This window comes from Flavobacterium sp. LC2016-01 (assembly GCF_009711135.1).
Taxonomy (GTDB): Bacteria; Bacteroidota; Bacteroidia; order Flavobacteriales; family Flavobacteriaceae; genus Flavobacterium.
Genome location: NZ_WMIC01000024.1, coordinates 1 through 740, shown reverse-complemented (window position 1 = coordinate 740; position 740 = coordinate 1). Strand labels below are relative to the sequence as shown.

Here is a 740-nt window from a genome sequence, read left to right as displayed (position 1 = left end):
AAAGTGGTTACGACAGCAACAATCTGCTCAGGCGATACTTACACATGGTCAGTAAACTCAACAGCTTATACAGCAGGGGGAACTTATACCGTTGCAAACAATGGATGCACGGCAGATCAGGAACTGCAGTTGACAGTAACTCCGAAACCGACAAAAGTGGTTACTACAGCAACAATCTGCTCTGGTGATACTTACACATGGACAGTAAACGCAACAGCTTATACAGCAGGCGGAACTTATACAGTTGCAAACAACGGATGCACGGCCGATCAGGAACTGCAGTTGACAGTAACTCCGAAACCGGCAAAAGTAATCACTACAGCAACAATCTGTTCGGGAGATACCTACACATGGCCAGTAAACTTGGCTAATTATACAGCAGGCGGAACCTATACAGTTGCAAACAACGGATGCACGGCAGATCAGGAACTGCAATTGACTGTTACTCCAAAACCGGCAAAAGTAATCACGACAGCTGCAATATGCTCTGGTGATACTTACACGTGGTCAGTAAACTCAACAGCCTATACAGCAGGCGGAACCTATACAGTTGCAAACAACGGATGCACGGCAGATCAGGAACTGCAATTGACTGTTACTCCAAAACCGGCAAAAGTAATCACGACAGCTGCAATATGCTCTGGTGATACTTACACGTGGTCAGTAAACTCAACAGCCTATACAGCAGGCGGAACCTATACAGTTGCAAACAACTGATTAACGGCAGATCAGGAACTGCA

The 740-nt window shown here is 45.9% G+C and carries 1 pseudogene; it reads left to right on the top strand.

The features are described 5' to 3' along the window. A pseudogene (locus GKZ88_RS22390) lies at positions 1–717 on the top strand (hypothetical protein); the annotation flags it as partial. Positions 718–740: the final 23 nt, after the last annotated feature.